General features: G+C 72.5%; 22 protein-coding genes. 9 read left to right on the top strand and 13 right to left on the bottom strand.

The annotated features are described in order from the left end of the window. Window positions 1–2: 2 nt before the first annotated feature. Window positions 3–1,382, bottom strand: coding sequence for an MFS transporter (locus tag EW117_RS01625; RefSeq protein ID WP_129782959.1), 1,380 nt, complete (start codon window positions 1,380–1,382; stop codon window positions 3–5). Between the two features lie 265 nt (window positions 1,383–1,647). Continuing rightward, window positions 1,648–2,037: a VOC family protein gene (locus tag EW117_RS01620; RefSeq protein WP_129782957.1), complete on the bottom strand. Its 390-nt coding sequence runs from the start codon at window positions 2,035–2,037 to the stop codon at window positions 1,648–1,650. A gap of 119 nt (window positions 2,038–2,156) precedes the next feature. On the opposite strand from EW117_RS01620, the gene EW117_RS01615 reads away from it, so the two are divergent. Genes EW117_RS01615 through EW117_RS01605 form a run of 3 tightly spaced genes read left to right on the top strand, consistent with a single transcriptional unit; the run spans window position 2,157 to window position 4,366 of the window. Next, window positions 2,157–3,431 (top strand): molybdopterin molybdotransferase MoeA, encoded by a 1,275-nt coding sequence (locus EW117_RS01615; RefSeq protein ID WP_129782955.1) that lies wholly within the window; start codon window positions 2,157–2,159, stop codon window positions 3,429–3,431. Next, window positions 3,428–4,078 (top strand): molybdenum cofactor guanylyltransferase, encoded by a 651-nt coding sequence (gene mobA, locus EW117_RS01610; protein ID WP_242504012.1) that lies wholly within the window; start codon window positions 3,428–3,430, stop codon window positions 4,076–4,078. The genes EW117_RS01615 and mobA overlap by 4 nt, the downstream gene beginning before the upstream one ends. A 27-nt stretch (window positions 4,079–4,105) precedes the next feature. Then, complete coding sequence (locus tag EW117_RS01605) at window positions 4,106–4,366, top strand: DUF6457 domain-containing protein (RefSeq protein WP_129782953.1); 261 nt, start codon at window positions 4,106–4,108, stop codon at window positions 4,364–4,366. On the opposite strand, the gene EW117_RS01600 is transcribed toward EW117_RS01605, so the two are convergent. Beyond that, a complete protein-coding gene (locus EW117_RS01600) occupies window positions 4,356–5,774 on the bottom strand; it encodes an MFS transporter (protein WP_129782951.1) in 1,419 nt (472 codons plus the stop codon). The genes EW117_RS01605 and EW117_RS01600 overlap by 11 nt on opposite strands. Before the next feature lie 94 nt (window positions 5,775–5,868). Here EW117_RS01600 and EW117_RS01595 point away from each other — a divergent pair, with 94 nt between their 5' ends. From EW117_RS01595 to EW117_RS01580, 4 genes are all read left to right on the top strand, one after another. Continuing rightward, the gene (locus EW117_RS01595) at window positions 5,869–6,678 is read left to right on the top strand and encodes a helix-turn-helix domain-containing protein (protein ID WP_207211712.1); all 810 of its coding nucleotides are present in this window, start codon (window positions 5,869–5,871) and stop codon (window positions 6,676–6,678) included. Window positions 6,679–6,776: 98 nt separating this feature from the next. Beyond that, complete coding sequence (locus tag EW117_RS01590; RefSeq protein ID WP_129782947.1) at window positions 6,777–7,325, top strand: methylated-DNA--[protein]-cysteine S-methyltransferase; 549 nt, start codon at window positions 6,777–6,779, stop codon at window positions 7,323–7,325. A 53-nt stretch (window positions 7,326–7,378) separates the two neighbouring features. Further along, window positions 7,379–8,935 carry a helix-turn-helix domain-containing protein gene (locus tag EW117_RS01585; protein ID WP_422890018.1) on the top strand — a complete coding sequence of 519 codons (1,557 nt, stop codon included), beginning with the start codon at window positions 7,379–7,381 and terminating at the stop codon, window positions 8,933–8,935. A 171-nt stretch (window positions 8,936–9,106) separates the two neighbouring features. Then, complete coding sequence (locus EW117_RS01580) at window positions 9,107–11,668, top strand: DEAD/DEAH box helicase (RefSeq protein ID WP_242504010.1); 2,562 nt, start codon at window positions 9,107–9,109, stop codon at window positions 11,666–11,668. 76 nt (window positions 11,669–11,744) lie between these two features. Here the strand turns inward: EW117_RS01580 and EW117_RS01575 are convergent, their stop codons facing one another. The 9 genes from EW117_RS01575 to EW117_RS01535 form a co-directional block, all read right to left on the bottom strand. Continuing rightward, entirely contained in the window at window positions 11,745–11,978 is a 234-nt protein-coding gene (locus EW117_RS01575) for a helix-turn-helix transcriptional regulator (RefSeq protein WP_242504009.1), read from the bottom strand. A gap of 4 nt (window positions 11,979–11,982) precedes the next feature. Further along, entirely contained in the window at window positions 11,983–12,855 is an 873-nt protein-coding gene (locus EW117_RS01570) for an ABC transporter permease (protein WP_129782943.1), read from the bottom strand. Further along, window positions 12,852–13,844, bottom strand: a complete 993-nt coding sequence (locus EW117_RS01565; RefSeq protein ID WP_207211711.1) for an ABC transporter ATP-binding protein — start codon at window positions 13,842–13,844, stop codon at window positions 12,852–12,854. Before EW117_RS01565 ends, EW117_RS01570 begins: the two co-directional genes overlap by 4 nt. A 61-nt stretch (window positions 13,845–13,905) precedes the next feature. Then, the gene (locus EW117_RS01560) at window positions 13,906–14,334 is read right to left on the bottom strand and encodes an Rv3654c family TadE-like protein (protein ID WP_242504008.1); all 429 of its coding nucleotides are present in this window, start codon (window positions 14,332–14,334) and stop codon (window positions 13,906–13,908) included. Beyond that, window positions 14,331–14,675 (bottom strand): TadE family type IV pilus minor pilin, encoded by a 345-nt coding sequence (locus EW117_RS01555; RefSeq protein ID WP_129782941.1) that lies wholly within the window; start codon window positions 14,673–14,675, stop codon window positions 14,331–14,333. The genes EW117_RS01560 and EW117_RS01555 overlap by 4 nt, the downstream gene beginning before the upstream one ends. A 3-nt stretch (window positions 14,676–14,678) precedes the next feature. Continuing rightward, window positions 14,679–14,897: a DUF4244 domain-containing protein gene (locus tag EW117_RS01550; protein WP_129782939.1), complete on the bottom strand. Its 219-nt coding sequence runs from the start codon at window positions 14,895–14,897 to the stop codon at window positions 14,679–14,681. Between the two features lie 185 nt (window positions 14,898–15,082). Then, window positions 15,083–16,249 carry a type II secretion system F family protein gene (locus EW117_RS29945; protein ID WP_242504007.1) on the bottom strand — a complete coding sequence of 389 codons (1,167 nt, stop codon included), beginning with the start codon at window positions 16,247–16,249 and terminating at the stop codon, window positions 15,083–15,085. Next, complete coding sequence (locus EW117_RS01540) at window positions 16,213–17,373, bottom strand: TadA family conjugal transfer-associated ATPase (protein WP_129782938.1); 1,161 nt, start codon at window positions 17,371–17,373, stop codon at window positions 16,213–16,215. The genes EW117_RS29945 and EW117_RS01540 overlap by 37 nt, the downstream gene beginning before the upstream one ends. Beyond that, a complete protein-coding gene (locus EW117_RS01535; RefSeq protein ID WP_129782937.1) occupies window positions 17,370–18,155 on the bottom strand; it encodes a CpaE-like family protein in 786 nt (261 codons plus the stop codon). The genes EW117_RS01540 and EW117_RS01535 overlap by 4 nt, the downstream gene beginning before the upstream one ends. 289 nt (window positions 18,156–18,444) lie before the next feature. Here EW117_RS01535 and EW117_RS01530 point away from each other — a divergent pair, with 289 nt between their 5' ends. Then, window positions 18,445–19,275: an HAD family hydrolase gene (locus tag EW117_RS01530; protein ID WP_129782936.1), complete on the top strand. Its 831-nt coding sequence runs from the start codon at window positions 18,445–18,447 to the stop codon at window positions 19,273–19,275. A gap of 485 nt (window positions 19,276–19,760) precedes the next feature. Here EW117_RS01530 and EW117_RS01525 read toward each other — a convergent pair whose 3' ends face one another. Then, window positions 19,761–20,852: an NADH:flavin oxidoreductase/NADH oxidase gene (locus EW117_RS01525; protein ID WP_207211710.1), complete on the bottom strand. Its 1,092-nt coding sequence runs from the start codon at window positions 20,850–20,852 to the stop codon at window positions 19,761–19,763. A gap of 190 nt (window positions 20,853–21,042) precedes the next feature. Here EW117_RS01525 and acs point away from each other — a divergent pair, with 190 nt between their 5' ends. Continuing rightward, complete coding sequence (gene acs, locus EW117_RS01520) at window positions 21,043–23,073, top strand: acetate--CoA ligase (RefSeq protein WP_129782934.1); 2,031 nt, start codon at window positions 21,043–21,045, stop codon at window positions 23,071–23,073. Window positions 23,074–23,107 lie beyond the last annotated feature (34 nt).

The following is a 23,107-nucleotide window of genomic DNA, read 5'->3' as shown; positions in this document are numbered from 1 at the left end:
GTTCAGACCCGTGCCTCGGCCATGGCGCCGCGGCCGTAGACGAACCAGCAGACGAACGCCATCACGGCGTAGACCCCGATGAACAGCCACAGCGCGGGCACGAGCGACCCGGCCAGCGTGGTGGACAGCGCGAACCCGCGGGGGATGAGGAACCCTCCGAAGGCGCCGACCGCGCCGGCGATGCCGATGCACCCGGCGGCGGCCTTCGCCGTCGCGCCGCTCACCCGGAAGACCGCGGGGATCATCCGGTAGACCGAACCGTTGCCCACGCCCGTCGCCACGAACAGGACGAGGAACGAGCCGAAGAACACGGCGAAGCTGCCGGTACCGAGGGCCCAGATCGCGCCCATCGCGCCGAGCGCCATCACGCCGAACGACGCGATGGTGATGACCATGCCGCCGACCCGGTCGGCGAGGATGCCACCGAGCGGCCGGGCGACCGACCCCACGAGCGCGCCCATGAACGCGAGCGGCAGGGCGACGTCGGGGAACTCGCCCTTGAGCAGGGTCGGGAAAGCGCCGGCGTAGCCGATGAACGAACCGAACGTGCCGATGTAGATGAAGCTGATGATCCACGTGTGCTTGTCGTGGACCGCGACACCGAACGAGCGCGGGTCCGCCTTGGCCGTGGTGAGGTTGTCCATCCAGCGCCAGGCGAGGAACGCGGCGAGCAGGATGAACGGGATGAAGATGAGGCCGGCCCGGTCGAGCGCGACGCCCGCACCGGTCACGATGACGAGCGGGACCGCGAGCTGCACGGCCGCCGTGCCGATGTTTCCGCCGGCGGCGTTCCAGCCGAGGGCCGCACCCTTCTCCTTCTCGGGGAAGAAGAACGAGATGTTCGCCATCGAGGAGGCGAAGTTGCCGCCGCCCAGGCCCGCGAGCGCCGCGGCGACGAGCAGCACGGGGAACGGGGTGGTCGGGTCGTTGACCGTGAGGATCAGCGCGCCCGTCGGCAGCAGCAGGAGCAGCGCGGAGACGATGGTCCAGTTACGGCCACCGAAGACCGGGACCGCGAACGTGTAGGGGATGCGGAGTGTGGCGCCGACGAGGCTCGGCACCGAGATGAGCCAGAACATCTGGTCGACCGTGAGGTCGAAGCCTGCCGCGGGCAGCTGCGGCACCACGATGGACCAGAGGGCCCAGGCGCCGAAGCCGAGGAACTCCGCGAAGATCGACAGCACGAGGTTGCGGCGGGCGGTGCGGCGTCCGCCGTCCTCCCAGAGGGTCTTGTCCTCGGGGTCCCAGTGGTCGATCCAGCGGCCGGTGTACCGCTGGACCGCTGACTTCGGCGCGGTGCTCGCTGCGGTGTCGGTGGTGGTCGAGCCGGTGGGCTCGCTCACCGTCGGAGTCTGGTCGTCGCGTGTGGTCGGAGTGGACACGTTGTTGTCCTCCCTGCGTGGGCGTATGCCCGACGACGCCGGGCGCGCCCGGACCGACTGCTGTCAGTCCGGGGCCGGCCCGACGTCGGACCGACAAGGAGGAACCTAGGGAGAGGGTGTTTCATCGCCCGGCCAAGAGCAGTTAATCGACCGTAAGGAAGAACGCACAGCGGTCCGGCTACCCGTGTGAGGGGTTTGCGCACGGCACCGGCGTGCGGTACGGCCTTGACTGAGTCCCCGAGCGGCACTGACCACCGCGACCGGGTCACTCGATCGGCGTCAGGACCTCCACGCGGTTGCCCGCGCCGTCGAAGGCGTGGAATCGCTCGTAGCCGTCGAAGGTGTGGCGGTCCTTCCAGGTGATCTCGAACCCGAGCTCTTCGAGGCGGGCGCCGATGGACTCGAGATGCGCCACGTCGTCGGCCACGAGGGCGGGGTGGGCCTTGCGGGCGGGAGTGAACGGATCCTGGACGCCGACGTGGATCTCGGCCGTCGTGCGGCCCTCCGCGTCGAAGTCGCGGAACCAGCAGAGAGCCCGGCCCGCGAGTCCGGGCGGCGTCGGCACCTCGGCCAGTCCGAGACCTTCGCCGTAGAAGCGGCGAGCGGCGTCCTCGCCGCCGGGCGGGCACGTGACCTGTACATGGTGAAGCCTCATGGCGGCCACCCTTCCGAGCAGATATCTTGATGTCAAGAGATCTCACGCTCACAGGAATCGACGTCCTACTGTGAGACACAGGAAATCCCGTCCGAACGCGGCTCGCCTAGCGTCGTCTCATGGAGTCAAGGTTGCGGAGCGTCACCGAGCACGTCGAGCGCGTGCGCGCGCTCGTCGCACCGCTGCCCGCGGCCACTCTTGATCTCGGTGACGCCCAGGGCTCGGTCCTTGCACAGGACCTGTACGCCGCCGTCTCCGTCCCGCCCTTCGACAGCGCCGCGATGGACGGGTACGCCGTGCGGCTGGCGGATCTTCCAGCCGGCGGCGGGCCGGTAACGCTCCAGGTCGCGGGCGATGTCGCCGCCGGCCGCAGCGATGTGGCCGGGATCGGGCCGGGGCAGGCCGTGCGGATCATGACCGGTGCGCCCCTCCCGCCCGGGGCGGACGCCGTGATCCCCGTGGAGCACACCTCGACCGGCCGGTTCGTCGCGGGCGCGCCTCGGGCCGAGGACACGGTGACGCTCGCCCGGCGGCCTCGATCCCACATCCGGGGCGCGGGTGAGGACGTCCGCGAGGGGCAGCTGCTCGCGCGCGCCGGGAGGGAGGTGACGGCTGCTCTGGTCGGCACGCTGGCGGCGTCGGGCACGGTACGCGTTCCTGCCCGACGCCGGCCGCTGGTCGCCGTGATCTCGACCGGCTCGGAGCTGGTGCCCGTGGGCATGGCGCTCGGGCCGGGCCAGATCACGGACTCCAACGGGCCGATGCTCGCGGCCGCGGCCCGGGCGGCCGGTGCCGACGTGGTCCGGCTGGGGCCGGTGCCCGACGACCCGGTGACCCTTCGTGCCGCGCTCGACGAAGCCGTACGCGCCGCACCGGGCGACGCGAACGGCCCGGGTGCGGACCTGATCGTCACGGCGGGCGGCGTGTCGGCGGGTGCCGCCGACGTGGTGCGGGAGGTGCTGGCGGCGCCGACTCCCGGGACCGCGGCCCAGACCGAGGGCAGCGGCGCGACCGATGTCGACGTCGCCACTGTCGCCATGTCACCCGGCAAGCCGCAGGCGCTCGCCCGCTGGCGAGGCGTGCCCTGGCTCGCGCTGCCGGGCAACCCGGTCGGGGCGTACGCGTCGTTCGAGCTGTTCGCGCGCCCGGCGGTCGACCGCCTGCGGGGCCTCGACGTCCGGGTATACCGTTCCCTCCCCGCCGCCGTGGCATGGTCGAGTCCGGCCGGCAAGCTCCAGGTGCTCCCGGTGCAGGTGTCCGACGGCGCAGCCGAACCCTGCGGCTCGCACCATGCCCTCTCCGCGCTCGCCGCGGCCGACGGCCTCGCCCTCGTCCCGCCCGACGTCGAGAAGGTGCGCACCGGCGACCTGATCCAGGTGCTGATGCTCCGATGACGGCGCGGATGCGCGAGATCGTGTACGACGCCGTGATCCTGGCCGGCGGCCGGGCCTCGCGCCTGGACGGCACGTCCAAGGCGGGCCTCGTCGTGGACGGCGCGCGGCTGCTCGACCGCGCGCTCACCGCGAGCGCACGGGCACGTCGAGTCGTGGTGGTCGGTCCTCCGGAGCTGGCGGATGCGCTGCCGGTCCGTGATCCGGCGTCGGGCTATGTGGGGCCCGCTCCCGGCCTCACCAGGGAGGACCCGCCGTTCGGCGGTCCGGTCGCCGGACTCGCCGCCGGGCTGCGCGCCCTGCCCGACCAAGGTGCCCCATGGGTGCTGCTGCTCGCCGTGGACGTGCCGCGCGCGGCCAGGGCGATCAGACTCCTGGAGTCGGCAGTTTCACGTGAACCGGTGGACGGCGCCTACCTGGTGCGCGGAGGTCGGGCCCAGTGGCTGGTCGGGCTGTACCGCCGCGCCGCCCTCGACGCCGCCCTCGACGGGATCGAGACCGACGGGGCGCCGATGAAGCACCTGGTCGGCGCGCTCCGCTGCGTCGAGGTCCCGGACCGGGCAGGCTGGAGCGACGACATCGACACCCCCGCCGACGCGGCCCGTCTCGGCGCGCGTCTCGCCGGCCGGGGACCCGACCGAGACCGCTGACCGGCGAGGAACCCGAAAGGACACGAGATGGCAGAACTCGACAGCTGGGTGGAGGCCCTGGAGGCCGAGCTCGGCCTGCCCCCCGGGACGGTCGACGTCGGCGCGGTGCTCGACCTCGCCCGCGACGCCGCGCACGCCGTCGCCCGCCCAGCCGCCCCCGTGACCACCTACGCGGTGGGTTACGCGGCAGGCCTCGCCGCCGCGGGTGACATGGCCGCGACGGCGAGCCGTGGGCCCGACGCCGCGGAGAAGGCGAGCAGCCTCGCGGCCCGCTGGGTCACCGACTGATCGGAACTGCCGTGTCGGCCTTGCTGCTCGCCGGACCGGCCGCGCGCAGAGCCCCGGCCGCGCAGCCCGCCCCGACCACGAGCACCGCCGCCGTCGTGCCGAGCGCCCAGGCCAGGCCCGATGCCAGGTAGATCCCGCCGATCGCGGCGATCGCGACCGTCTGCGCCACGAGCGGACCCGTGGTGTTGAGCGCCGAGAACGCGGCTGCCCGGTGCGGCGGGACCAGGTCGGACAGCCCGGCGATCAGCGGGCTGTATCCGGCCGCGTGCCCCGCCCCCGCCAGCACGAGGAGCGGCGCTAGACCCCACGGTGCAGCCCCGGCCGCTACCAGGGACACGACGAGCGCCAGCACGACGGGTCCCGCCACGGGCAGCGCCCGGATGACGCGCTCCGGCATCCGCGCCCAGGTCAGGCTCATGGCACCGAACCCGATCGTGTACGGGAGGAACGCGAGGCCCGCGGCGAGCGGCGTCCAGCCCAGGTCGTCCTGCACGTGCAGCGTGAACGTGAAGAGAAGGGCCGCGTAGCCGCCCATCACGACGGCGCATGCGAGCAGGCCTGCTTTCATGCCGCGCGGACGGAGCACGACGAGGTCGAGCAGAGGATGCCGCACCCGCACCTGGTGCCGCACGAACCACGCGAGGAGTACGACCGAGCCGCCGAGGGCCGCCCAGGTCCACCACGGCCAGCCGGCCTCCCGGCCCAGCGTGAGCGACGTCGTGAACGCGGCCATGCCGAGCGCGAGGACGACGATCCCCGGGACGTCGAACCGGCGGACCCACAGCCGTCCGGACCGCTCGCCGGCCGCTAGCTCCCGAGCGGCCGGCCCGCCGGCCACCAGCCCGCCGGCGGGCGGCAGCACCTGCCCCACTGCGACGAGCAGCAGCGCGCCCACCGGCACGTTGACGAGGAACACGGGCCGCCACGACAGCCCGAACAGGTCCGCCGACACCAGGAGCCCCCCGAGCACCTGGCCCAACGCGACGCCCAAGGCGAGCACCATGGAGTACAGGCCGATGGCCCGGCGCCGGTCGGCTCCCTGGAAGTGGTGCTGGATCAGGGAGAACACCTGCGGGATCAGCAGCGCGGCCCCGGCGCCCTGCACCACGCGGGCGGCGACCAGGGCGAGCGGCGTCGGAGCCAGGCCACAGGCGAGCGACGCGATGGTGAACACCGCGAGTCCCCACCGGAACGCCGTGCGGTGCCCGAACAGGTCTCCCCACCGCGCGCCGGTGACGATGAGACTCCCGAGCACCACCAGGTATCCCGAGAGAACGAGCTGCTGCATCGCACCCGTCGCGCCGAGGTCCCGCTGGATCGCGGGCAGGGCGACGTTGGCGATCGAGCCGTCCATCGAGGCCATGATCTGAGCGGTGAGGAGTACCGCGAGGAGCCAGGGCTTCCGCATGCCCCCAGGGTCCGACGGCGGGGCGGGCGCCGTCTTGAAGATCCTTGTCCGACGCTCGGGCCGGAGTGTCGGTGACCCCGCCTACGGTGGGGTCGTGCGCCGCTCCACGCCCGTCCTCACCGCACCCGAGTACTCGGTGCGGGTCGTGGCGTGCTCGGACGACCACCGCGGGTGGTCCACGGCCGAGCCGGTCGAGACGTTCGGCCTCGTCCTGCCCCGGCGCGGACACTTCCGGCTGGTGAACGGGGGTGTCGAGCAGTCGGTGGACGTCACGCAGGGTTATGCGCAGGTCCCCGGGCTGGACCAGCGTTTTGCGCACCCGTCGGGGGGTGACGTGTGCACGTTCGTCGGGGTGGGCGCCACGCTCTGGCGGGAGATCGTCGGCGACCGCCCCACATCCACCACGGTGCGGGTCGACGGCGTCACGGAGCTGGCCCACCGGCTTCTGCTCCGGACGACGCACGACGCCGCCGACCCCGCCGAACGCCTGGTCCGCACGGTGGCCGCCGCGGCACGCACCTCGGCGGCAGACGGCGGCGGTGCCGCACGGACTCCCGCCGCTCGCGCGTCCCGGGCGCGGCTCGTCATGCACGCTCGCGAGGCCGTCCTGGACGACGTCCCCGCGTCGCACGACCTGGTGAGCCTGGCGCGCGCGCTGGAGGTGTCGCCCGCCCACCTGAGCCGGGTGTTCCAGGCGGCGACCGGCAGCAGCCTCACCAGGTTTCGCAACCGGGTGCGCATGAGCCGGGTGCTCGCCCGCCTCGAGGCGGGCGACGCCGACCTGGCCGCCGTCGCCGGCGACCTGGGCTTCGCCGACCAGGCGCACCTGACCCGCACCGTGCGGGCGACGCTCGGCACGACTCCTGCCCGGGTGGGCCGTGCGTTCGGCGCTCGGGCCGCCTGACCCACCGTGCGAGCTGGGCGATGCCGATCGCCTCGATCTGCCGGTGAGCGGCGCGACCGGCATCATCAATGTCGGTGAGCCCGCCTATCGTGTGGCGCATGGACCGGAACAGGCTCGAGTTCGCCGTGATCCCCACGGCGATCGGGGAGTGTGCGCTCGTCTGGAACGAGGCCGCGGAGATCGTCGGTTCGGCGCTGCCACACGGCGGTGCCGACCAGGTGCGGGGCGCCGTACGCGGCTGGTACCCGGACGCCGTCGAAGCCCCGCCCGCCCCGATCGCACCGGCGGTCGCCGCCCTGACCCGCCTGCTCGACGACGGCGTCGGGGACCTCGCGGAGATCCCGCTGAACATGAGCGCCGTCCCCGACTTCGACCGCCGCGTGTACGAGGTGGTCAGGGCCATCCCGCCGGGCGAGACCCGCACGTACGGTGAGGTCGCGACCGAGCTGGGCGCGCCAGGGGCGGCCCAGGCCGTGGGTCAGGCGATGGGCCGCAACCCGTTCCCGCCGATCGTGCCGTGCCACCGCGTCCTGGCCGCGGGACGCCGCATCGGCGGATTCTCGGCCCGTGGCGGCCCGCGCACCAAGCTGCGCATGCTGGAGAAGGAGGGCGTCTACCTGGAGCAGCCCACGCTCTTTGACCTGTGAGCAGCCCCACGCGTGCCTCTATCTCATATATGAGTTACGGTCGTGCCGTGACTATCGTTAACACCGAACGACCGCTGACCGGATCGATCCCCGCGGTAGATGCCGCTCAGGTAGGAGCACTGGTCCGCAGCGCGCGTCAACACCGCGGCCTCACCCAGACCCAGCTCGCCGACCGCCTGAGCACGAGCCAGAGCGCAGTGCACCGCATCGAGCAGGGGGCACAGAATCTCAGCCTTGAGATGATCGGCCGGATCAGCGCCGCCCTCGACTCCGAGCTCATCACCGTCGGCGCGTCCCGGCGCACCCACCTGCACATCGAGGGCGGGCACCAGCTCTCGGGCACGATCGAGGTGAACTCGTCCAAGAACGGAGCCGTTGCGCTGCTGTGCGCTTCGCTGCTCAACCACGGTCGGACAGTGCTCCGCAACGTCGCCCGGATCGTCGAGGTCGACCGCATCCTCGACGTGCTGCGCTCCATCGGTGTGAGCGCCACGTGGGCGCCGAACGGGCGCGACCTCGAGATCGTCCGCCCCGAGACGCTCGACCTGGCAGCCATCGACGTCGACGCCGCGGTGCGCACCCGGTCGATCATCATGTTCTTCGGCCCGCTGCTCGGGCGCGAGCCGAACTTCGAGCTCCCGTACGCGGGCGGGTGCGACCTCGGCACACGCACCGTCGAGCCGCACATGATCGCGCTGCGCCCGTTCGGCCTCGACGTCGTCGCGACCGCCGGCCACTACCAGGCCACGGTCACGCCCGGCACCGGCGACCTGTCCATCGTCCTCACGGAGCGCGGCGACACCGTCACCGAGAACGCCCTGATGGCGGCGGCCGGCCGTGACGCCGTGACCACCATCCGCAACGCCAGCCCGAACTACATGGTCCAGGACCTGTGCTTCTACCTGGAGCTGCTGGGCGTGCGGATCGAGGGCATCGGCACCACCACGCTGCGGGTGCACGGGCGTTCCCGGTTCGAGACGGACGTCGAGTACACCGTCTCCGAGGACCCGGTCGAGGCGATGAGCCTGCTGACCGCCGGCATCGTGACGGAGTCCGAGATCACGGTCTCGCGCGTGCCGATCGAGTTCATGGAGATCGAGCTCGCCACCCTCGCCGAGATGGGCCAGCGGTACACGCTCAGCCCGGAGTACCTGGCGCGCAACGGCCGCACCCGGTTGGTCGACGTCACGGTCCACCCGAGCGCGCTGCGCGCCCCGATCGACAAGATCCACGCGATGCCGTTCCCCGGCCTCAACATCGACAACCTGCCGTTCTTCGCCGTCATCGCAGCGCGCGCCACCGGCACCACGCTCCTGCACGACTGGGTCTACGAGAACCGGGCCATCCACCTCACGGACCTGACCCGGCTCGGCGCGGACGTGCGGCTCATGGACCCCCACCGCCTGCAGATCACCGGCCCGACGCGCTGGCGTGGCGCCGAGGTGAGCTGCCCGCCGGCGCTGCGCCCGGCCGTGGTCATCCTCCTCGGGATGCTCGCGTCCACGGGGACGTCGGTGCTGCGCGACGTCGACATCATCGCCCGCGGCTACGAGCAGCTCGCCGAGCGACTCATCGAGCTCGGCGCGCGGATCGAGACGTTCCGCGACTGAGCTGGTCCGCCGGCTGCTGATCGGCTGCCCGCTGACCGGCTGCCGAGAGGGCACGGAAACGTTACCCGGGCGAGGGGGTAACGCAGGGGTAGCACTGCTCCCCCAGTGTTACCCCCTTGGCTGAGTAGGTCTTTCCGGGAGAGTGTCCGTCCGAGTGGGAGACTGTCCAGCGTGCCCGACGTCTCCACTCACCCCCTCCTCGACGTGCTCCTCGCCGGTGGCGCGCGCGCCGAGCGGCTGACGGCGTCGCGCGTCCTTCCGGAGCGGGCGGCGGAGCACGCCGACTGGCCCCGCTGGGCGGACGCGACGGTGGTGCAGGGGTACCGGCGGCTCGGCGTCGACCAGCCGTGGACGCATCAGGCCGTGGCCGCCGATCTCGTCCACCAGGGCCGGCACACCGCGCTGGCGACGTCGACCGGATCGGGCAAGTCGCTGGCGTTCTGGCTGCCCGCCCTTTCCGCGGTCCGGACCGCGGCGGCGGCGGCCACGCTCGACCCTGGGAACATCGAGTCGGCGCACGTCCGCCCGACGACCATCTACCTCAGCCCCACCAAGGCGCTGGCCGCCGACCAGCTCAGCGCGCTCGAGCGGGTCCTCGACGCGGCGGGCACGCGGGACGTACGGGTCGCGACCTGCGACGGCGACACCTCGCGCGAGGAACGCTCCTGGGTGCAGGACCACGCCGACGTCGTCCTGACCAACCCGGACTTCCTGCACTACGCCCTGCTGCCCAACCATCGCCGCTGGGCGCGGCTGCTGAAGGGTCTGCGGTACGTCGTCGTCGACGAGGGTCACGCCTACCGCGGGGTCTTCGGCGCGCACGTCTCGCTGGTGCTCCGCCGGCTCGCGCGCCTCGCGGCGCGGTACGGCGACGGCTCGCCCACGTTCGTCGTCGCCTCCGCGACGACCGCGGAGCCCGCCGTCAGCGCGGCCCGTCTGATCGGCGTCGCACCCGACGACGTCGCCGCCGTCACCGCGGACGCGTCACCCGCCGGACGCAGCACCGTCGTGCTGTGGCAGCCGCCCGAGATCGTCAGCTGGCGGCCGCCCAGCGACGGCGAACCGGACCCCTGGGCGCTGCCCGCCGATGAGCCGGCGCCCGACCCGGAGCCCGAGGTGGACCCGGAAGCAGAAGCCGTCGCCGCCGAGACCCCGCCGGAACACCCCCGGCGGTCCGCCACCGCCGAGGTCGCCGACCTGCTCGCCGACCTCGCCTCGGCCGGCGCCCGCAGCCTTGCGTTCACCCGGTCCCGGCGCGGTGCGGAGTCGGTGGCCCAGCAGGCCCGCGACCACCTACGCCACGCCGACCCCGACGCCGCCCGCCGGATCGCGGCGTACCGCGGCGGCTATCTGCCGGAGGAGCGCCGCGAGCTCGAGCAGGCGCTCCGCACCGGGGAGCTGCTCGGCCTCGCGACCACCAATGCGCTGGAGCTGGGTGTGGATATCTCCGGCCTGGACGCGGTGCTCATCGCCGGGTGGCCGGGCACTCGCATGTCGTTGTGGCAGCAGGCAGGCCGCGCGGGGCGGGCGGGCGCCGACGGCCTGGTCGCGTTCGTCGCCCGCGAGGATCCGCTCGACACCTACCTCGTTACCCACCCCGAGGCGGTGTTCGACGCCCCGCTCGAAGCCACCGTGTTCGACCCGGCGAACCCGCACGTGCTCGCGCCGCACCTGTGTGCGGCGGCGCAGGAGTCGCCGCTGCGCTCGGAGGACCTCGCGGCGTTCGGCGATCCCGCCCACGTGCGCGGGATCCTGGAGGTGCTGGTCGCCCGGGGAGCGCTCCGGCGTCGGGCATCCGGGTGGTACTGGACCCATCACCAGGGCGCCGCGGGCCTCACCGACCTGCGCGGCGCGGGCGGCTCACCCGTGCGCGTGGTGGAGCAGGGCACGGGGCGCATGCTCGGCACGGTCGACGCGGCTTCCGCGGACGGCCAGGTGCACGACGGCGCCGTCTACGTGCACCAGGGCACCACCTACGTGGTGGCGCACCTCGACCTGGCCGACCACACCGCCGTCGTGCAGCGGCGCAAGCTCGACTACGGCACCTGGTCCCGCTCGGTCATGTCGGTGGCCATCGAGGGCTGGGGCGAGGACGCCGAGGACCCGCACGCCGCTGTCGACGGCGAGGACCGTCCCGGGCACGACCTGGTCACCCGCGAATGGGGACCGATCACCTGGGGTCTCGGCCCGGTCGAGGTGACGTCGCAGGTGGTGAGCTTCCAGCGCCGCCGCATCCCGGACATGCAGGTGCTCGGGACGGAGCAGCTCGAGCTGCCCGAGCACACCCTCGGCACGGTGGCCGTGTGGTGGTCGGTGCCCGAGTTCGTGCTGCGCGCCGCCGACATCACCCCCGAGCAGACGCCGGGGGCGCTGCACGCCGCCGAGCACGCGTCGATCGGGCTGCTGCCGCTGCTGGCGACGTGCGACCGCTGGGACCTCGGCGGAGTGTCGACCGAGCTGCACCCGGACACCGGCGAGGCCACCGTGTTCGTCTACGACGCCTACCCGGGTGGCGCCGGCTTCGCCGAACGGGCCTACGACCTGGGCGCCACGTGGCTGCGGGCCACCCGCGACGCGATTGCCGCCTGCCCCTGCGCCGACGGGTGCCCGGCATGCGTGCAGTCACCGAAGTGCGGCTCGTACAACGCGCCGCTCGACAAGGCGGCGGCCGTGCGGCTGCTCGACGCGGTGCTGTCCCACACCCCCGGGACCGCCCCCACCGACATCCCCTGACGTCCTTGGTTGTGGGCGCGATCGTTGCGCCTGAAACGGACGCATCGTCGCAACGGTCCCGCCCACAACCAGGGGGTCATTCGCCCAGGCGCTTGAACGGGGTAGTCGAGAAGACGACCTCGACGGCGACGTCGAAGTACTCGGCGATGCGCAGTGCGAGATGCAGCGACGGGCTGTACTCGCCACGTTCGAGGTACCCGACGGTCTGGTAGTGCACCCCGAGCGCCTCCGCCAGCTCACGCCGCGAGATGCCACGTTCGGCGCGCAGCATCGCTATGCGGTTGTGAACGACGTCAGCCTGCTCTGCCACCAACTCAGTACCCCTGGGTCATATAACGCTCCCGCGCCGCCGCCACTGTGGAACCCGACTCCCGGCGGGCCATCCTGCGAAGCACGATCGGCGCGAGCACCATACCCACGACCGCCCAGACGCCGAGCACCGCGAACATCTCGAGCGTGCGCCACGACTCGCCGATCTCCGCCGTCGCCATGGACTCCGGGAGCATCGCCGACCGCGCGCCCAGCCCGAGCCAGTAGTACGGGAACGCCTGGCCCACCCACTGCAACCACTCGGGCAGCGCAGTGATCGGATAGAAGATCCCGGACGGGACGATGAGGAGCATCGAGCCAAGGAACAGCAGTCCGGTCTGCGACGCTCTCTTGATCAGAGAGCCGAGCGCGACGCTGATCGGAACGGTGGCGACCATCCCGACGAGGAAGACCAGGATCAGGAGCACCCAGGTGCGGGCATCCAGCCGTAGGTCCCCCGCGACGCTGAACGCGGGGATGATGAGTGCGACCAGGCTGACCAGCGTGGTCAGGGCGAACATCAGGATCTTGCCGACGAGATAGCCGATCATCCCGTTGGGCGTCGCCTTCGCCCGCAGGAGCGTGCCGTCCTCCCGGTCGACGGCGATCGTGCTGGCCGGCCCCGTCAGCCCACCGAACCCGATCGACATGCCGACCAGGCCCGGCAACACGCTGGCCCCCAGCGCGAAGTCCGTGCCCGGCACGGTACTGCCCTGCATGAAGAGCAGGACCACCAGGTAGATGACCGGGAATGCCAGGGTCCAGATGAGGTCGGCGGGCTCCTGGATCGAGTACTTCGTCTCGAGCCAGCCCCGGGAAAGTCCGGCGCGCACGGCCACCCATCGTGCGTCGGACCGCGTGGTCGTGGTCGTGGTCATGACTGCACCTCCTCGGTCTGCCCGGTCCGGTCCAGCCGCTCGGCCCGGTCGGTCGTGGTCTGGTCTGTCTCGGCCCGGTGGACGAGCGTCATGTAGGTGTCCTCCAGGCTGGCTCGCTTGACCTCCAGCTCGGTGGCGCCCGGGTCGCCCTCCAGAAGCTCGCGGACGAAGCTGGTGGGGTCCTGCTCCACCACGGCGTGGACGTGCCGGCGTCCGTCCGACGTCCAGCGCACCTCCGCCTGGGTCGTCAGTTCGCGAGCCAGCTGTTCCGCGGAGCCGTTGGCGACGATCGTGCCCTCGTCGAGCACGAGGATCCGGTCGGCCAGCTTCTCGGCCTCGTCGAGGTCGTGCGTGGTGAGCAGGACCGTCGTGTTCTCGAAGTCAGCCAGGCGGTGCACCAGGTCGTGGAACTCCCGCCGAGCGTGCGGGTCGAAGCCCGCAGTCGGCTCGTCGAGAAACACGAGCTCCGGCCGCCCGACGATCCCGATCGCCACGTCCAGGCGCCGCCGCTGGCCGCCCGACAATGTCTGGACCTTGGAGTTCGCCTGCTCCGTCAGGCCCACCACCTTGATCAGCTCGTCCACGTCCCACGGCCGCGAGACGTCCGCGGTCGCGAACGGGACATAGAACCGGGCGAGGTATCCCAACAGCTCCCGTACGCGCCAGCGGCCGTGGTCGCGCCACGACTGCAGCACCACGCCGAGCCGTGCCCGCCATGCCTCGTTCCCGTGTGCCGGGTCCTCGCCGAGCACCGAGACCTCGCCGGCCGACCGCATGCGGAAGCCCTCGAGGATCTCGATAGTGGTCGTCTTGCCTGCGCCGTTGGGCCCGAGCAGGGCGAGGACCTCGCCCCGGTGCGCCGTGAACGACACCCCCGTGAGCACGTCCTTCGTCCCGTACCGCATCCGTAGGTCACGCACGTCGAGCGCCACATCGCCCGACGGCGGAGGCGCACTCTCCAGCCTTGTCGCATCCTCCGTACTATTCATAGCAGGGATGCTACGAGTCGCGCCCGAGCCTGTCACTCCATTTCTCGTCCCGGTTCCCTTCTCACCCGCTCGTGTCCACCCGCGGCCCGGCCCGCGCGGACGCCCGTGCCGGGCCCAGCGCGCCGCCGAGCTCTCCGGCCGGCCCGGCCACGGCCCGTGTCGCCACCACCCGCACCACACTTCCCCCGTGCACTTCGCACGACGCCGGCTCAGCGCCGTTACGCACGACGGTCGCGGCCGCCGTCCCGCACGGATCGAACCCGTCGCGCAGGGCGGTGGCACCGGCGAGCGCGCCGAGGTCCGCCGCCGCCTGTGCCGCTCCGCGGGCGTTCTGGGCCGCGCCGAGCGCCGCGATCCCGCCCGCGAGCAGCAGGACCACACCGACCACGCCGAGGATCAGGACCGTGCCCGCACCTCGCTCAGGATCCCGCCGCCCGGAACTGCAGCGCACCACGTCTCGCGACCGGGGGTCACGCACCGCGGGGGTCACGGCTCCACCCAGGCCGCCGCGGTACCCGTGGCCCGCAGCGGCCCGGACAGCCAGCTACCCGCCACCGGACGCGTGACGGTCACCCGGACCCACTCGCCCTCGTGGGCGAGCGACATCTCGGCCTCCGGCCCGCCGACCCGCGCCACGACCGCACTCACCGCCGGCCCCTGCTCTCCGATCGCCACCGCGCGCGCCCCCGCACGGGCCGCGTCCATGGCGCGCATCTGCGCCGTGGACGCGGCCGCGAGGGTGAGCACGGCGACGAGGACCAGCACCACGACGGGTAGCCCGAGGGCCAGCTCTGCCGTGACCGTGCCCCGTTCCGACTCACGCTCCGCCATGGATCAGCCGATCGAGAGCGCCGACTGGATCAGCGACGTGAGCATCCCCTTCACGTCACCGCCCTTGAGGATCGCCATCAGCGCGCCCGCGAATCCGGCCGCGGCGATCGTCACGATCGCGTACTCGGCCGTTGCCAGCCCTCTCTCCGACTCGCGCTCGTCAGCCTCCGTCTGCGGCCCGTCCTCGGGTTCGGGGCAGGCCACCGCCGTCGTCATCGTCATGTCTCCTCCTTCTCCGCCCGTGGCGGGCCTCCCGGCCTGCGCACGAGCACCCTGTACGGCTCGCCGTGACGAGCCCCGTCCGCCGTGCGGCGGACAGCACCGGCGCGCGAACGCGCCGAAGTCCTCTTCTCTGCCTGTTCTGTTCCCCGCCGTTCCCCGCCCGACGCCGGTTACCGGGCAGCGACTCAGCCCGTGAGTAGGTCGATCCCCAGCGCGAGCAGCACCGGGACCAGCCCCACCAGCACGAACGCGGGCAGGTAGCAGGCGCCCAGCGGGAGCACGAGCCGCACGCCGAGCCGAGCCGCCGCCGTCCGCGCCCCGGATCTGCGCTCGTGCCGCACCTCCTCGCCGGCGGCCCGGAGCGCGTCACCCGGCGCGGCGCCGTCCAACCAGGCACCGCGCAGAGCCCGGACCATCGGAGCGAGCACCGCCGGGGCGTCGGCCCACGCTCGCTCCCACGTGGCGCCGAGCACGAGGGCATGGGCGGCCCGGGTGAGCACCGCGCCGTCCGGGGCGCCGACCGCCACGCCCGTCGCTTCGAGGGCGCGTGGCACACCAGCACCGGACCGCAGGGCAGCGGCCACGAGCTCCAGCACGACCTGGACGTCCACACCCGACCGGTCGACTCCCCGCGCCGCGGCGACCATCCGGTCCGACCAGACGCGCCCGGCCACGAGCAGCGCCACCCCGAGGCTGACGGCCACGGTGCCGATACCGCCGTCCGTGGCCGTGGCGACCGGGTCAGCCCCGAGTGCCCAGCCGAGGAACCCGCCGACGATCGGCAGCCACATGAGCAGCCGCCCCGTCGTCCGGGGACCGGCGAGGGCCGCGTCCCGCTCGGCTCTCGCCTCGGCCTCCACCACGAGCGTTCCCGCTACCTGTTCCAGGACTCGCCCGAGCGGGGCGCCGACGTCGAGGGCCAGCCGGGTCGCGGCGACCACCGCCTCCGCGTGCCGCGCACCGAGCAGCCGGGAGAGCCCGTCGACGTCGGGCACCCCAGTGAGGTCGACGCCGACACCGACCGCGCGGGACCACGACAGCCCGGGCGATGTCCCGGCCCGGAGCAGTGCGACCACCTGCATCACGACCACCCGGACGTCACCGCCGGGGCGATGCTCGGTGCGCGGTGTGCGACCCCGCCGAGGCACTGACGTCGCGTCCGTCTGCGGCTCGGCGCCCCGGGGGAGACCGGGGGCGACACCGAAGTCCGCGCCGTGCGCAGCCAGCACCTCGCGTAACCGGCGGCCGCAACGTGCCAGCATCAGCCAGGCTCCGACGGCGACGAGCAGACCGACGCCGAGCGGCTCCGCGATCGTCACCATGGCCCGTACCGGCCCGTCAGCTCGTCCCACGTGCGAGGTTCGATCTCGTAGCTGCCGCTCCCGTCCCAGCGCGCGGCCGTCCGCACCTCCAGCTCCCCGGCGGAGGTCCGCCCCACCAGCCCGATCTCTGCCAGATACCGCGCCCCGTGCGATCGCCGGAGGTGCAGCACCACGTCGAGCGCACCCGCGGCCTGCGCCGCGACGGCCTCCCGGGTCATCCCGGCCAGGCCGGCGAGCGCCTCCAGACGCGCCGGCACGACCGCCACGGCATTGGCGTGCAGGGTCGCGAAGCCGCCGTCGTGCCCGGTGTTCATGGCCATGAGGACCTCGCGCACCTCGGCGCCACGGCACTCGCCGAGCACGATCCGGTCGGGTCGCATGCGCAGCGCGTTCCGGACGAGGTCGGCGAGGTCGACCGCGCCAGCGCCCTCCACGTTGGCGCGCCGGGCGGCGAGGTGCACCACGTGCGGATGCGTGGGCCGGAGCTCGCGGGCCTCCTCGACTGTCACCATGCGCTCGGTGTCGGGCACCAGGGAGAGCAGAGCGGCGAGCAGCGTCGTCTTTCCGGTGCCAGTACCACCGCTGACCAGGACATTCGCTCTGCGCCGCACGAGCGACCGCAGCAGGCCGGCCCACGGCCCGGGCAGGGCGCCGCCGGCCACGAGCTCGTCGATGGTGAACGCGCGGGTCCGCAGCACTCGCAGCGAGATCACGGCGCCGGTCTCGGCGAGCGGTTCGAGGACCGCGTGCAGCCGGGTGCCGTCGGGCAGACGCGCGTCCACGGTGGGGCAGGCGTCGTCGAGGCGCTGGCCGCCCAGCGCGGCCAGCCGGACGGCGAGCGTGCGCACGCCCGTCGCGGATCCCAGGCTCATCCGGACCCGCTCGAGCCCCGCGCCCCGGTCGACCCACACGTCGTCGGGGCCGTTGACCAGCACATCCGTGATGTCGGGCGCCTCGAGCAAGGGCTGCAGCGGCCCAGCGCCGGTGAGCTCGGCCCGGGCGGCACGCTCCAGGTCGTGCAGTGCGTCGGACCCGAGCACTCGCCCGGAGTCCCGCACCGCGTCACGCACGGCGGTGTCAGCGCCCGTACGACCGGTCACGAGCCGCGCTCGGACGTCGTCGAGCAGCGAGATCTCGGTGGTTGCCGCGCTCACAGGGCACTCGCCACGTCGGCTGCGAACCGGCCGAGCGTCGCCCGGTGGGACATCGCAGGGCCCTCGCCCCGCTCGATCGCTCGGGCCAGCCCGCCGTCGCGGGCCATGGCCACCGCGACCGGCAGCCCCAGGGCGGCGGCGACGTCGTCCTCGTCGACCGAACCCGGCGCCGGGCCGCGCGCCACGACCCGCACATCGGACACACCGGCTCCCCGCAGGGCGTCGCGGACCCTGCCGGCGCCCACGGTCGCCGGCAGGGTCAGGGGCACCACGATCAGCGCGGTCTCGCACCCCGCCAGCAGTGTGCGCACGGCCAAGCCGTCGCTGCCCCGCGCTTCGGCCGCAGGACCGGCTCCCCGGCGGGTCGCACTGCCCCAGGCGCCCGGGCGAGGCAGGTCGAGCAACAGGGTCTCGCCGGCCTGCACGAGCCCGCGGCAGACGTCGAGCACCACGTCGTCGTCCGGCGGTGGGCCCGATGCGGTCCCGCTCAGCACCGGCACCATGCCCCAGCGCGGCAGGGCAGCGACCACGCCCGCGCCCTCGACCTCCCCGCGTGCCTCGACGAGGTCTGGCCAGCGCGCGCCACGTCCGCCGTCGGCCCCCAGCAGCAGGTCAGTGCCCGGCCCGTGCGGGTCCAGGTCCACGAGCGTGGCGCGCTCGCCGCTCCGCCGCAGGCCATGGGCCACGCACGCGGCCACTACGGAAGCACCCGCTCCACCGCACGCTCCGACCACGCCGATCACGCGCCCCGGCCCAGCCACCCCACCCACTGTGCTGATCATCTCCGCCTCCTCCGCCCGGCCCCCCGGACCTCGCCGGACGCCCTGCCCGGCTCCTCGTCCCGGGCGGACAGCCCGGGCTCTGGTACGAGGCTGGACGCTCCGGGCCACGCCTCGCTGCGTGCGGAGGGCCGACTGTGCACGAGCAGCGGAAAACGACGCCTGTGGTCAGGCTCGCTCGCCCGCGCCGCCGTGATCGGGGTCGTTCGCTCGAACGGACGAGTTTCATCCGGGTCGCGGAACACTCCCGCGAGAGCCGCCCTGGACCGGGCCACCCCGCTACGCTCGGCGGGTGACCGAGCAGGTTCCCCAGATCGCTCCCCGGCCGTTGTCGCGCGCGCCACGCACGGCCGCGTTCTTCGACCTCGACAAAACGATCATCGCCACCAGCTCGTCGGCGGCTTTCTCCAAGCCGTTCCTCGCGGGCGGGCTGCTCTCGCGCGCCGACGTGCTGCGTAGCGCCTACGCCCATTTCGTCTTCATGATCGGCAATGCCGACGCCGACCAGACCGAGCGGATGCGCGCACACCTGTCGTCGCTCGTCACGGGCTGGGACGTCGAGAAGGTCCGGCAGATCGTCACCGAGACCGTGCACGAGCTCATCGACCCGTACGTCTACGCGGAGGCGGTCGAGCTCATCGCCGAGCACCATGCGGCGGGCCGGGACGTCATCGTGGTGTCGGCGTCAGCCGCGGTGCTGGTCGAACCCATCGCCGCCGTGCTCGGCGCCGACCATGTGCTCTCCACCCAGATGACCGTCGAGGACGGCCGTTTCACCGGTGAGATCGACTTCTACAACTACGGCGACAACAAGGCGGTGGGCCTCCGCCGTCTCGCGGCGCGCGAGGACTACGACCTCGCGCGCAGCTTCGCCTACTCCGATTCCATCACCGACGCGCCGATGCTGGCCGCCGTCGGCCACGCTTTCGTGGTCAACCCGGACCGCGTGCTGAAGCGGCGGGCGGCGCAGTCCGGTTGGGGAATCCTCGCATTCACTCGCCCGATCGCGCTGCGCCCGCGGATCGAGCCGGTCCCGCTGCTCGTGGTGGTCGGTGCGGTCGCCGTGGGAGTCACCGCCTTGCTGGTCTGGCGCGCTGCCAGACGCCGGTCCCGGCGCCGCTGATATCCACGCGAGTATCGGCCTTCAAAGTCAGTCGACCAACGTCGGCCGACCTACCGCAAACAGTCAAGCCCAGGTAAGGCTGAAGATTTTCGCAGCCAATTGGGGACATGACAGGAATTGGCAATTGTGAAGATCAGTCCGCTCAGGTTGCTTTTATAAGCACAAGGCAGTGTGATTGTGTTCACAGCAAGTATTCAGGGCGGAAGGGACCGTGCCCAGCACGGTCACCCCGCCAGCTGGTGAGAGCGGTATCCGGCTTGAGGATGCTCCCGGATTCCGTACTCGTGGGCCGAGATCTCGCCACCGCAGTGGCCGGGCCTTCGCACTTCCGGATCGCGATCGGAAATGCGAGGAGCCCGGCCGCACGGCGAATCGTTTCGCGGAATGCACGTCGGCCGGAAAAGAATCACCGCACCCGGCATTCTCCCGGCGCACCAGGCGCCGCAGGCTCAGGAATCGTCCTCAGCCCAACCCCTCGCCGTCGGTCACCGCCACTGTGCGCGTGAGTACTGCGGCTGCATTCCCACCCCGGAATCCACGGGAAGCGTCCCGATTTTCTCGCGCAGCGTGTTCGCCGCGCGCAGCGGCCAGTACGGGTCACGCAGGGCCTCCCGGCCGAGCATGACTGCGTCCGCCGAACCCTCCACGAGAATCTGCTCGGCCTGCGCAGGCTCACTGATCAGGCCCACGGCGCTCACCGGCAGCCCGGACACCTCACGCACGCGCCGCGCGTGCGGCACCTGGTAGCCCGGCCCGACGGCGATCGACGCCGGCGCCACACCCCCGGTCGACACGTCGATCAGGTCCGCGCCGAGGCCACCGAGACGGTCGGCCACCGCGGCGACGTCGTCCACGCCGAGGCCGTCCTCGAGCCAGTCGGTGGCAGACAACCGGACCAGCACGGGCAGATCCTCCGGCCACGCGGACCGCACGGCGCGCACCGTCTCCTCGACGAGCAGCGCGCGCCTGTCGGCCGAGCCGCCGTACTCGTCGGTGCGGGTGTTCGCGAGCGGCGACAGGAACTGGTGGAGCAGGTATCCGTGCGCGGCGTGCACCTCGACCGTGTCGAACCCGGCCTCGAGCGCCCGGCGAGCGGCCGCCGCGAACCGCTCGGGAACGTCCGCCACCTGCGTGGGCGTCATCTCCGCGGGGCTGTCGTACCCCGGGAAGGGCGTGGCCGACGGACCGACTGTCGGCCATCCGCCGTCGGCCACGGGGACCGTGCCCGTGACCGGGGACCAGGGGCGGAAGGTCGACGCCTTGCGCCCCGCGTGGGCGAGCTGGACGCCGATGCGCGCCCCGCGCTCATGCACGAAGTCGACTATGTGCTTCCAGGCCGCGGTCTGCTCGTCGTTCCAGATGCCTGTGTCCTGCGGGGAGATGCGGCCCTCCGGCACGACGGCAGTTGCCTCGGTCATGACCAGCCCGAACCCGCCGACGGCACGGGCGCCGAGGTGTACGAGGTGCCAGTCGTTCGGGAGCCCGTCGACCGCCGAGTACTCGCACATCGGCGACAACCAGACGCGGTTGGGGATGGGCAGCTCACGGAGCGTGATCGGCTGGAAGAGGAGGCTCACGCCTGCGCCAACGTGGCCGGTCGCCTGGCCATTCCGCCGTTCGTCCCCCGCGGCGGGCGCCGTCTCAGGAACTGACATCGGGTTGTGAGGGGTGTCACCGTCCGGGACTACACTCACCGACCAGAGAGAACGTCAAGGCAGCGCCAACACCTGCCCGAAACGAACGCGAAGACGCGCACCGGAGGTCACCGTGACAGACACCAACCCGACGTCGGGCCCGGCATCCAGCCCCAGCCTCGAGAACCTGCTGCACGAGACCCGGAGCTTCCCGCCGAGCGAGGAGTTCGCGGCGCAGGCGAACGCGAAGGCCGACCTGTACGAGAAGGCGTCGGCCGACCGCCTGGAGTTCTGGGCCGAGCAGGCCCGGGAGCTCGTGACCTGGAAGACGCCGTTCACCGAGACGCTCGACTGGAGCGGTGCCCCCGTCGCGCGGTGGTTCGCCGACGGCACGCTGAACGCTGCGTACAACGCGGTGGACCGGCACGTCGAGGCCGGCCACGGCGACCGGGTGGCCATCCATTTCGAGGGTGAGCCGGGTGACACCCGCACCATCACGTACGCCGACCTCCAGCAGGAGGTGTCCCGCGCGGCGAACGCCCTGACCTCGCTCGGCGTCAAGACCGGTGACCGCGTGGTCATCTACCTGCCGATGCTCGTCGAGTCCGTGGTCGCCATGCTGGCCTGCGCCCGCATCGGGGCACCGCACTCCGTGGTCTTCGGCGGATTCTCCGCCGACGCCCTGCGCAGCCGGATCGCCGACGCCGAGGCCACGCTCGTGATCACGGCCGACGGCGGGTTCCGCCGTGGTGCGCCGTCCGCGCTCAAGCCGGCCGTCGACGAGGCTCTCGCCCCCAAGGAGGGCGCGCCGGCGACAAGTGTGCAGAAGGTGCTCGTGGTGCGGCGCACCGAGCAGGACGTCGACTGGGTCGAGGGCCGGGACGTGTGGTGGCACGAGGCTCTGGCCGCCGCGTCCGACCAGCACGAGCCCGTGGCCGTCGAGGCGGAGCACCCGCTGTTCATCCTGTACACGAGCGGCACGACGGGGAAGCCGAAGGGCATCCTGCACACGACCGGCGGCTACATCACGCAGGCCGCGTACACCCACAAGAACGTGTTCGACCTGAAGCCGGAGACCGACGTCTACTGGTGCACCGCCGACGTCGGCTGGGTCACCGGCCACTCCTACGTGGTCTACGGGCCGCTCGTGAACGGCGCCACGCAGGTCCTGTACGAGGGCACGCCCGACACCCCGCACCGCGGCCGCTGGTGGGAGCTGATCGAGAAGTACAAGGTCTCGATCCTGTACACCGCGCCGACCGCGATCCGCACCTGCATGAAGTGGGGCGACGACATCCCCGGCGGCTTCGACCTGTCCTCCCTGCGCGTCCTCGGCTCCGTGGGCGAGCCCATCAACCCCGAGGCGTGGATGTGGTACCGCCGCGTCATCGGCGGCGACCGCACGCCGATCGTCGACACCTGGTGGCAGACCGAGACCGGCGCGATCATGATCAGCCCTCTGCCGGGCGTCACCGCCGCCAAGCCCGGTTCCGCACAGGTGCCGCTGCCCGGCATCGCGGCGACCGTCGTCGACGACGAGGCCAAGCCCGTGCCCGACGGCGGCGGCGGTTACCTCGTGCTGTCCGAGCCGTGGCCGTCCATGCTGCGTGGCATCTGGGGCGACCTGGAGCGCTACAAGGAGACGTACTGGTCGCGGTTCGAGGGCCTCTACTTCGCCGGTGACGGCGCCAAGAAGGACGAGGACGGCGACATCTGGCTGCTGGGCCGCGTGGACGACGTCATGAACGTGTCCGGCCACCGCCTGTCCACCACGGAGATCGAGTCCGCCCTGGTGTCGCACGAGATCGTGGCAGAGGCCGCCGTGGTCGGCGCGAACGACGAGACGACCGGCCAGGCCGTGGTCGCGTTCGTGATCCTGCGAGGCGAGCACGCAGGCCGGGCGGCGACGCCGGAGGGCGCCGCCGAGGTGCAGAAGGAGCTGCGCGACCACGTGGGCAAGGAGATCGGCCCGATCGCGAAGCCGAAGAAGATCCTCGTGGTGCCGGAGCTGCCCAAGACCCGGTCCGGCAAGATCATGCGCCGCCTGCTGCGGGACGTCGCCGAGGACCGCGCGGTGGGCGACGCCACGACGCTGGCCGACTCCTCCGTGATGGACCTGATCACGGCCGGACTGGCGGCCCCGTCGGCCGCCTCGGACGACTGACCCACCCCTCGCCGAGGTCATCTGGCGAGGTAGT

The sequence above is a fragment of the Promicromonospora panici genome, assembly GCF_900608595.1.
GTDB lineage: Bacteria > Actinomycetota > Actinomycetes > Actinomycetales > Cellulomonadaceae > Promicromonospora > Promicromonospora panici.
The sequence above is the reverse complement of the archived record's forward strand: the minus strand, read 5'-3'. Positions and strand labels throughout refer to the sequence as shown.